This is a genomic window from Pseudomonas sp. PS02290, assembly GCF_029960075.1.
Lineage (GTDB): Bacteria > Pseudomonadota > Gammaproteobacteria > Pseudomonadales > Pseudomonadaceae > Aquipseudomonas.
In genome coordinates, this window is sequence record NZ_JASCOY010000061.1 from 25,227 (window position 1) to 34,435 (window position 9,209).

Annotated in this window: 6 protein-coding genes; all 6 read left to right on the forward strand. The window is 57.8% G+C overall.

Going from position 1 to position 9,209, the window contains the following annotated elements; translation table 11 throughout:
* Positions 1 to 349 precede the first annotated feature (349 nt).
* The 6 genes from tig to QMX88_RS21195 all read left to right on the forward strand — a co-directional run bounded on the left by tig (position 350) and on the right by QMX88_RS21195 (position 8,913).
* Positions 350 to 1,660 carry a trigger factor gene (tig, locus tag QMX88_RS21170; protein WP_282372171.1) on the forward strand — a complete coding sequence of 437 codons (1,311 nt, stop codon included), beginning with the start codon at positions 350 to 352 and terminating at the stop codon, positions 1,658 to 1,660.
* A 91-nt stretch (positions 1,661 to 1,751) separates the two neighbouring features.
* Positions 1,752 to 2,393: an ATP-dependent Clp endopeptidase proteolytic subunit ClpP gene (gene clpP, locus QMX88_RS21175; protein WP_122537614.1), complete on the forward strand. Its 642-nt coding sequence runs from the start codon at positions 1,752 to 1,754 to the stop codon at positions 2,391 to 2,393.
* Between the two features lie 115 nt (positions 2,394 to 2,508).
* Positions 2,509 to 3,792, forward strand: coding sequence for an ATP-dependent Clp protease ATP-binding subunit ClpX (gene clpX, locus QMX88_RS21180; protein WP_037013640.1), 1,284 nt, complete (start codon positions 2,509 to 2,511; stop codon positions 3,790 to 3,792).
* Between the two features lie 201 nt (positions 3,793 to 3,993).
* Positions 3,994 to 6,390, forward strand: coding sequence for an endopeptidase La (lon, locus tag QMX88_RS21185; RefSeq protein ID WP_192174103.1), 2,397 nt, complete (start codon positions 3,994 to 3,996; stop codon positions 6,388 to 6,390).
* Between the two features lie 121 nt (positions 6,391 to 6,511).
* Positions 6,512 to 6,799 (forward strand): HU family DNA-binding protein, encoded by a 288-nt coding sequence (locus QMX88_RS21190; protein ID WP_272631174.1) that lies wholly within the window; start codon positions 6,512 to 6,514, stop codon positions 6,797 to 6,799.
* A 239-nt stretch (positions 6,800 to 7,038) separates the two neighbouring features.
* Complete coding sequence (locus QMX88_RS21195; protein WP_192174102.1) at positions 7,039 to 8,913, forward strand: SurA N-terminal domain-containing protein; 1,875 nt, start codon at positions 7,039 to 7,041, stop codon at positions 8,911 to 8,913.
* The last annotated feature ends 296 nt before the right edge of the window (positions 8,914 to 9,209 follow it).

Consider the following 9,209-nt stretch of genomic DNA (forward strand, 5'->3'; position numbering starts at 1 on the left):
GTGTTGAGGGATGAAAGAAAGCCGCCTTGTGCGGCTTTTTTTGTTTCAGCGTACTGCGTTTTAACGCAGTGCGAGCTTGATGGGCCCATGACACAGGGCTCGTCCGGTGTGCTTCCAGGGACTGGATCATGTTTCGGTCGTCCTTTTGCTTCCTTTATATAGGGGCGTATCAGGTGCGTTCCAGACACCTCCCGCAGGCTGAAACAGTCGTCTGTGATTCCCGGGCTGCATGCCACTTTATTTACCCTTGTTCAGTAGGGTGACTTCTTGAGTTTGACCCACTAGAATGCTTGCCCTTGATTCTGGGGTCGGAAACGGCCGGCTAACGTCTGTGCAACGAGGAATATCCATGCAAGTTTCTGTTGAAAACACTTCCGCTCTCGAGCGCCGCATGACCATTGGCGTGCCCGCTGAGCGCATCGAGACTGAAGTCAACAAGCGTCTGCAGCAGACCGCACGTAAAGCCAAGATCCCGGGCTTCCGCCCAGGCAAAGTGCCTATGAGCGTGATCCGCCAGCGTTACGAAGACGGTGCTCGTCAGGAAGCACTGGGCGACCTGATCCAGGCGACCTTCTACGAAGCCGTCGTCGAGCAAAAGCTGAACCCGGCTGGCGCACCTTCCGTCGAGCCAAAGACCTTCGAAAAGGGCAAGGACCTCGAGTACATCGCTACTTTCGAAGTGTTCCCTGAATTCACCGTTGCCGGTTTCGACTCCATTTCCGTCGAGCGTCTGTCGGCTGACGTCGCTGATTCCGATCTGGACAACATGCTGGAAATCCTGCGCAAGCAGAATGTCAGCTTCGAAGTCGTTGACCGTGCGGCACAAAACGAAGACCAGTTGAACATCGACTTTGTCGGCAAGATCGACGGTGAAGCATTCGCTGGCGGTTCGGCCACCGGTACTCAGCTGGTGCTGGGTTCGGGTCGCATGATCCCGGGCTTCGAAGACGGTCTGGTCGGCGCCAAAGCCGGTGAAGAGCGCGTTCTGAACCTGACCTTCCCTGAGGATTATCAGAATCTTGAACTGGCCGGCAAAACCGCCGAGTTCACCGTCACGGTCAACACCGTGTCGGCACCGACCCTGCCTGAGCTGAACGAAACGTTCTTCAAGCAGTTCGGCATCAAGGAAACCAACCTCGAAGGCTTCCGCACCGAAGTTCGCAAGAACATGGAGCGCGAGCTGCGTCAGGCCATCAAGTCCAAGGTCAAGAATCAGGTAATGGACGGTCTGCTGGCCGCCAACCCGATCGAAGTGCCTAAAGCGCTGCTGGAAAACGAAGTGAACCGTCTGCGCGTTCAGGCTGTTCAGCAGTTCGGCGGCAACATCAAGCCTGACCAACTGCCGGCAGAGCTGTTCGAGGAGCAGGCCAAGCGCCGCGTCGAACTGGGTCTGATCGTGGCTGAAGTCGTCAAGCAATTCGACCTCAAGCCTGACGACACCCGCGTTCGCGAGCTGATCCAGGAAATGGCTTCCGCTTACCAGGAGCCAGAGCAGGTTGTGGCCTGGTACTACAAGAACGAACAGCAAATGAACGAAGTTCGTTCGGTTGTGCTGGAAGAACAAGTTGTGGATACTGTTTTGCAGAAAGCGAGCGTGACCGACAAAGCGGTCTCGTACGAAGAGGCAGTCAAGCCGGTTGAAGCTCCACAAGCCGACTGATTTCCTTCTCTCGTTCGAAAACACCATAAGCCAGCCTTCGCGCTGGCTTATGCGTATTCAAGACATGACTATTTGGGAGTGAATGCGAGACATGTCCCGCAATTCTTATATTCAGCAGAACTCTGACATCCAGGCCGCTGGCGGCCTGGTCCCGATGGTTATCGAGCAGTCCGCCCGTGGCGAGCGCGCCTATGACATCTACTCCCGCCTGCTCAAGGAACGCGTCATTTTCCTGGTCGGTCCGGTTGAAGATTACATGGCCAACCTCATCTCGGCGCAGCTGCTGTTCCTTGAAGCGGAAAACCCGGACAAGGACATCCATCTTTACATCAACTCCCCAGGCGGTTCGGTGACTGCGGGCATGGCGATCTACGACACCATGCAGTTCATCAAGCCGGACGTTTCCACGACCGTCATGGGTCAGGCGTGCAGCATGGGCGCTTTCCTTCTGGCTGGTGGTGCCAAGGGCAAGCGTTTCGCACTGCCGAACTCCCGCGTCATGATTCACCAGCCGTTGGGCGGTTTTCAGGGCCAGGCGTCGGACATTGATATCCACGCGAAGGAAATCCTGTTCATCCGTCAACGTCTGAACGAACTGCTGGCGCACCACACTGGCCAGACGCTGGAAGCGATCGAGCGCGACACCAACCGCGACAACTTCATGAGCGCCGAACGCGCTGCTGAATACGGTTTGGTGGACTCGGTGATCGACCGGCGTCAAATGACCAAATGATTGCGTGAAGGGCAATAATCCCGGGCGGTTGATACATCCGTGCCGCCTGTGGACTTGAAAAATCGAGCAATTGCCCTCATCTTGTGTTGCAAGCCTACCGGATTGGATCGATCGAATGACTGACACCCGCAACGGCGAGGACAACGGCAAACTGCTTTATTGCTCCTTCTGCGGCAAAAGCCAGCATGAAGTGCGCAAGTTGATTGCCGGCCCCTCGGTATTTGTTTGTGACGAGTGCGTCGACCTGTGCAACGACATCATCCGCGAGGAGGTGCAGGAAGCACAGGCCGAGAGCAGCGCGCATAAACTGCCATCGCCTAAAGAAATCAGCGGCATCCTTGACCAGTACGTTATTGGTCAGGAGCGTGCCAAAAAGGTTCTCGCAGTAGCGGTGTACAACCACTACAAGCGGCTGAACCAGCGCGACAAGAAAAACGACGACGTTGAACTGGGCAAGAGCAACATCCTGCTGATCGGCCCGACGGGCTCCGGCAAGACTTTGCTGGCGGAGACGCTCGCTCGTTTGCTCAACGTTCCGTTCACCATTGCCGATGCCACCACCCTGACCGAAGCCGGTTATGTGGGTGAAGACGTCGAGAACATCATTCAAAAGCTGTTGCAGAAGTGCGATTACGATGTCGAGAAGGCCCAGATGGGTATCGTCTACATCGACGAAATCGACAAGATTTCGCGCAAGTCCGATAACCCTTCCATCACCCGTGATGTGTCGGGCGAAGGCGTGCAGCAAGCCTTGCTGAAGCTGATTGAAGGCACCGTGGCTTCCGTACCGCCTCAAGGTGGTCGCAAGCACCCACAGCAGGAATTCCTGCAGGTGGACACGCGCAATATCCTCTTCATCTGTGGCGGTGCGTTCTCTGGCCTGGAAAAGGTCATCCAGAATCGCTCCACCAAAGGCGGCATCGGCTTTAACGCCGAAGTACGCAGCAAGGAAGAGGGCAAGAAGGTCGGCGAATCCCTGCGTGAAGTCGAGCCTGACGATCTGGTCAAGTTTGGTCTGATCCCGGAGTTCGTGGGTCGTCTGCCTGTTCTGGCGACGCTGGACGAGCTGGACGAAGCTGCTCTGATGCAGATTCTGACCGAGCCGAAGAACGCGCTGACCAAGCAATACGGCAAGCTGTTCGAGATGGAAGGCGTGGACCTTGAGTTCCGCCCGGATGCGCTGAAATCGGTTGCCCGTCGTGCGCTTGAGCGCAAGACCGGTGCTCGCGGTCTGCGCTCCATCCTCGAGGGCGTTCTGCTCGACACCATGTACGAGATCCCGTCGCAGTCCGACGTGAGCAAGGTGGTGATCGACGAGAGCGTGATCGAGGGCACCTCCAAGCCGCTGTTGATTTACGAAAACAGCGAGCCACCTGCCAAGGCGGCACCCGACGCGTAGCCTGCTGGCAACGCACAGGGCGACTGGAAACGAAAAGGGCCCTCGGGCCCTTTTCGCGTTTCCTTCAAAGCCGGTCTGCGTTTCCGAGTCCTTTCGCTTTAACTCAAGCCGGCGCTTGTTTTTTTAAGGTTCAACCCCCATCTTGATTTTCAGCTTATTTATATCTGTCCATGGCCTGAAGGCCGCCGTAGAGGCGAAATCATGAAGACGACCATTGAACTGCCTCTCTTGCCACTGCGCGATGTTGTGGTTTACCCGCATATGGTTATCCCGCTGTTCGTGGGGCGCGAGAAGTCGATCGAGGCCCTGGAAGCGGCGATGTCCGGCGACAAGCAGATCCTGCTGCTTGCGCAACGAAACCCGGCCGATGACGATCCCGGTGAAGAGGCGCTGTACAACGTTGGCACCGTTGCCACCGTGCTGCAGTTGCTGAAGCTGCCGGACGGCACTGTGAAGGTTCTGGTCGAAGGCGAGCAGCGTGGCTCGGTCGAGCGCTTCATTGAGGTGGACGGCCACTGCCGCGCCGAGGTTGCGCTGATCGATGAGGTCGACGCGCCGGATCGTGAATCCGAAGTCTTCGTTCGCAGCCTGCTGGCTCAGTTCGAACAATATGTACAGCTGGGCAAAAAAGTCCCGGCCGAAGTGCTTTCCTCCCTCAACAGCATTGATGAGCCGGGTCGTCTGGTCGACACCATGGCTGCCCACATGGCGCTGAAGATCGAGCAGAAGCAGGAAATTCTCGAAATCATTGACCTGTCGGCCCGTGTTGAGCACGTGCTGGCGTTGCTGGATGCCGAAATCGACTTGCTGCAGGTCGAGAAGCGCATCCGCGGTCGCGTGAAAAAGCAGATGGAGCGCAGTCAGCGCGAGTACTACCTGAATGAGCAGATGAAGGCCATTCAGAAGGAGCTCGGCGACAGCGAGGAAGGCCATAACGAAATCGAGGAGCTGAAAAAGCGCATCGATGCCGCCGGCCTGCCCAAAGACGCGATGACCAAGGCCACCGCCGAGCTGAACAAGCTCAAGCAGATGTCGCCGATGTCTGCAGAGGCCACCGTGGTTCGTTCCTACATCGACTGGCTGGTCCAGGTGCCGTGGAAGGCACAGAGCAAGGTCCGTCTGGACCTCGCCCGCGCGGAAGACATCCTCGATGCCGACCACTATGGTCTGGACGAAGTCAAAGAGCGGATCCTCGAATACCTCGCCGTTCAGAAGCGCGTGAAGAAAATTCGTGGCCCGGTGCTGTGCCTGGTCGGTCCTCCTGGCGTGGGTAAAACTTCGCTGGCCGAGTCGATTGCTCACGCCACCAACCGCAAGTTCGTTCGCATGGCCCTGGGCGGCGTGCGCGATGAAGCTGAGATTCGCGGTCACCGTCGTACCTACATCGGTTCGATGCCAGGTCGTCTGATCCAGAAAATGACCAAGGTCGGTGTGCGCAACCCGCTGTTCCTGCTCGATGAAATCGACAAGATGGGCAGCGATATGCGCGGTGATCCGGCCTCGGCGTTGCTGGAAGTGCTCGACCCCGAGCAGAACCACAACTTCAACGACCATTACCTGGAAGTCGATTACGACCTGTCCGACGTGATGTTCCTGTGCACCGCCAACTCGATGAACATTCCGCCGGCGCTGCTCGACCGTATGGAAGTCATTCGTCTGCCCGGCTACACCGAAGACGAGAAGATCAACATCGCGACCAAGTACCTCTCGCCCAAGCAGATTGCTGCCAACGGCTTGAAGAAAGGCGAGATCGAGTTCGAAGTCGAGGCGATTCGCGACATCATCCGGTATTACACCCGTGAAGCCGGCGTGCGTAGCCTCGAACGTCAAATCGCCAAGGTATGCCGCAAGGCGGTCAAGGAACACGCTCACGAGAAGCGTTTTTCCGTGACCGTGACAGCGGACATGCTCGAGAACTTCCTGGGCGTGCGCAAATTCCGTTACGGCCTGGCCGAGCAGCAGGACCAGGTGGGTCAGGTGACCGGTCTGGCCTGGACGCAGGTCGGCGGCGAGCTGTTGACCATCGAAGCGGCGGTTGTTCCGGGCAAGGGTCAGTTGATCAAGACCGGTTCGCTGGGTGATGTGATGGTCGAGTCGATCACTGCCGCGCTGACGGTTGTGCGTAGCCGTGCGAAGAGCCTGGGCATCCCTCTGGACTTCCATGAGAAGCGCGACACGCACATCCATATGCCGGAAGGTGCGACGCCTAAAGACGGCCCGAGCGCAGGCGTAGGCATGTGCACGGCGCTGGTGTCGGCACTGACGGGGATTCCGGTCCGCGCCGACGTGGCCATGACGGGTGAAATCACCCTGCGCGGACAGGTACTGGCTATCGGTGGTCTCAAGGAGAAATTGCTGGCCGCTCACCGTGGTGGCATCAAGACCGTGATCATCCCCGAAGAGAACGTGCGAGATCTCAAAGAGATCCCGGACAACATCAAGGCCGACCTGCAGATCAAACCGGTTAAATGGATTGACGAGGTCCTCCAAATTGCGCTGCAATACGCGCCGGAGCCCTTGCCGGACGTGGCTCCCGAGATGGTTGCCAAGGATGAAAAGCGCGAGTCTGACGCCAAGGAGAGGATCAGCACGCATTAGTCTGGGAGGCCTTCCTTGACAGGTTTTTGGAGCCCTTGCTATAAAGCGGCTCTTCAAGCCTGTTCAGGCCGCTCAGTGTTCGTTTGGTTACACCAAAAAAAACTTAGAAATACTCAAATATATAAGGGGACTTAGAGTGAACAAGTCGGAACTGATTGATGCCATCGCCGCATCCGCTGACATCCCGAAAGCTGCTGCTGGCCGTGCGCTGGACGCTGTAATCGAATCCGTCACTGGCGCTCTCAAGGCTGGCGACTCTGTTGTACTGGTAGGCTTCGGCACTTTCTCCGTCACTGATCGTCCTGCCCGTACCGGCCGTAACCCTCAGACCGGTAAAACCCTGGAAATTCCAGCGGCCAAGAAACCAGGCTTCAAAGCCGGTAAAGCTCTGAAAGAAGCCGTCAACTAAGTTTCTTTTTACTTTGCCCGCCCAGGACAGCGTTATCTCTGTTCGGGGCGTGAAGCGGCAAGTGCGGTTGCTCAAGCGCTGGACTGTCACTCGGGGAACGCACATCGAACCCCGTCCGCTTTGCAAGTTACGAGAAGGCGCATCCTCGGATGCGCCTTTCTTCTATCCGGATTCAACCCACGCTCCGCGTTACCGTGTGCAGCAGCCTGGTGAGTCGAGTACAACCCTCTGGGGGATACATGCTGCAGAATATCAGGGACAATTCACAGGGATGGATTGCCAAAACCATCATCGGGGTCATCATCGCTCTGATGGCCCTGACCGGGTTCGATGCCATTTTCCGGGCCACCAGCCACTCGCAGGATGCTGCGAAGGTCAATGGCGAGGAAGTCACCCAGGCAGAACTGGGTCAAGCGGTTGAAATGCAACGCCGCCAGCTGATGCAACAGCTGGGCAAGGATTTTGACCCTGCAATGCTCAACGAAAAGATGCTGCGTGATTCGGCCCTCAAAGGCTTGATCGACCGCAAGCTGTTGTTGCAGGGCGCCGCTGATTCGAAGTTCGGTTTCTCCGAAGCCGCTCTGGATCAACAGATGTTGCTGACCCCTGAATTTCAGGTCGACGGTAAATTCAGCGCTGATCGCTTCGATCAGGTCATTCGCCAGCTCGGTTATTCCCGTCTGCAGTTCCGCCAGATTCTGGGTCAGGAAATGCTGATCGGCCAGATTCGTGCCGGTATCGGCGGCAGCGCATTCGTCACTGACGCTCAAGTCGACGCCTTCGCCCGCCTCGAAAAGCAGACCCGCGATTTCGCCACCCTGACGTTGCCGGCCGATCCGACCAGCGCGAAAGTCACCGACGACGAGGTCAAGGCGCACTACGATCAGCACGCGAAAGAGTTTTTGAGTCCTGAGCAAGTGGTGCTCGACTACATCGAACTGAAGAAGTCTTCGTTCTTCGACAAGGTGTCGGTGAAGGATGAAGACCTGCAGGCGGCTTATCAGAAAGAGATCGCCAACCTGGCCGAGCAGCGCCGCGCGGCGCACATCCTGATCGAAGTCAACGACAAGACCACGGACGCTCAGGCCAAAGCCAAGATTGAAGAAATCCAGCAGCGCGTGGCCAAAGGTGAAGATTTTGCTGCGCTGGCCAAGGAGTTGTCTCAGGATCCGGGCTCGTCGACCAAGGGCGGTGACCTGGGCTACGCCGGCAAGGGTGTCTATGACCCGGCCTTTGAAGACGCGCTGTACGCGCTGAACAAGGATCAGGTCTCCGCGCCTGTTCGCAGTCAGTTCGGCTGGCACTTGATCAAGCTGCTGGGCGTTGAAGCGCCGTCGGTACCGACGTTCGCCAGCCTGAAGGAGAAGCTGACCCACGAGCTGAAGTCTCAGCAGGTCGAGCAGAAGTTCGTCGATGCGAGCAAGAAGCTGGAAGATGCGGCGTTCGAAGCGTCCGATCTGTCTCAGCCGGCTCAGGACCTGGGTCTGAAAGTGCAGACGACTGCGCCGTTCGGTCGCGAGGGTGGCGAAGGCATTGCAGCCAACCGTGCGGTGATTCAGGCGGCTTTCAGTCCGGAAGTGATGGAAGAGGGTTCCAACAGTTCTGCGCTGGAGCTGGATCCTGAGACCGTGGTGGTGGTGCATGTCAAAGAGCACCGTCAGCCTGAGCAACTGCCACTGGAAGCGGTGTCGGCGCCGATTCGCGCGCAACTGGCGAAAGAACATGCCAGCGATGCGGTGAAGGCCAAGGGCGAGGCGCTGCTGGCATCCCTGCGTGACGGCAAGGTGCCGTATGCGGCGACCAAGCAGGAAGGTCAGAGCTGGAAGGTCGTGGAAGCGGCCTCACGCAGCCAGGAGGGTGTTGATCCTCAGGTGCTGCAGTCGGTGTTCCGTATGCCGAAGCCGGAAGGCAAGGACAAGCCGGTTTATGGCAGTCTGACGGCTGCGGATGGCAGCTTTGTGATTGTGCGTCTGAACGGCGTGAATCAGGCGGCTCCGGCGTCGGATGAGGAGAAGAGCCAGTACCGTCGTTTCCTGTCATCCCGTGAGGGGCAGCAGGATTTCGCGGCCTACCGTAAGCAGTTGGAAGCGGCGGCGAAGATCGAGAAGTATTGATCGACGCAGAACGCTGTTAACAGAAAGCCCCGACTCGCGAGAGTCGGGGCTTTTTTGTATTCGCTGGGGTAGGGCAAGATCAAGAGCGTCTGCCTGGGGGCAGACTGTTTCGCCTTCGGCGAGTTACTTGAAAAAGCCCCAAGTAACCAAGGGCTTGTGCTCCTGGTTGGGCCCGACTTCGTCGGGTTCCTTCACTCCGGTCTCGCTCCGTGGGCCCGCGCCGAACGGACATCCATGTCCTGACGGCGCTCTCGCCGCATCCATGCGGCTCGGCCCACTGCGCGAGACCTGCGTTC

Excerpts from the sequence above, each read along its gene's own strand:
- tig (WP_282372171.1), top strand. The coding sequence starts at position 350 with ATGCAAGTTTCTGTTGAAAACACTTCCGCTCTCGAGCGCCGCATGACC.
- clpP (WP_122537614.1), top strand. The coding sequence starts at position 1,752 with ATGTCCCGCAATTCTTATATTCAGCAGAACTCTGACATCCAGGCCGCT.
- clpX (WP_037013640.1), top strand. The coding sequence starts at position 2,509 with ATGACTGACACCCGCAACGGCGAGGACAACGGCAAACTGCTTTATTGC.
- lon (WP_192174103.1), top strand. The coding sequence starts at position 3,994 with ATGAAGACGACCATTGAACTGCCTCTCTTGCCACTGCGCGATGTTGTG.
- QMX88_RS21195 (WP_192174102.1), top strand. The coding sequence starts at position 7,039 with ATGCTGCAGAATATCAGGGACAATTCACAGGGATGGATTGCCAAAACC.